This window comes from Halomonas sp. SIMBA_159 (assembly GCF_046536035.1).
GTDB lineage: Bacteria > Pseudomonadota > Gammaproteobacteria > Pseudomonadales > Halomonadaceae > Vreelandella > Vreelandella venusta_A.
Genome location: NZ_JAWJBT010001039.1, coordinates 1 through 255, shown reverse-complemented (window position 1 = coordinate 255; position 255 = coordinate 1). Strand labels below are relative to the sequence as shown.

1 protein-coding gene is annotated in these 255 nt (G+C 66.7%); it reads right to left on the bottom strand.

All coding sequences use genetic code 11. The features are described from left to right. Positions 1-234, bottom strand: a 234-nt coding sequence (locus R0J87_RS22435; protein WP_498889087.1) for a hypothetical protein, incomplete at its 3' end; no start/stop codon positions are given. Positions 235-255 lie beyond the last annotated feature (21 nt).

The following is a 255-nucleotide window of genomic DNA, read 5'->3' as shown; positions in this document are numbered from 1 at the left end:
CGTCTGGCTGAGCGAGGTTTCGACCTGCTCGCCGTTGGGCACCGCCGCCGCCTCGTCCACGGCGTAGGCGAGCTTCCGGCCGCCGCGGCCGATGTCGGCGTTGGTGGACTCGCCCGCGAGCGTGGAGTTCATCTCCTTGTTGTTCATCAGCATGTGCGTGTGGCGGATCACCGGGACCATCCACGCGGGGAGCTGCTTGAGGATGTAGCGGGCCTTCTCGAACAGGCTGTCCATGTCGCCCCGCTTATCGACCAG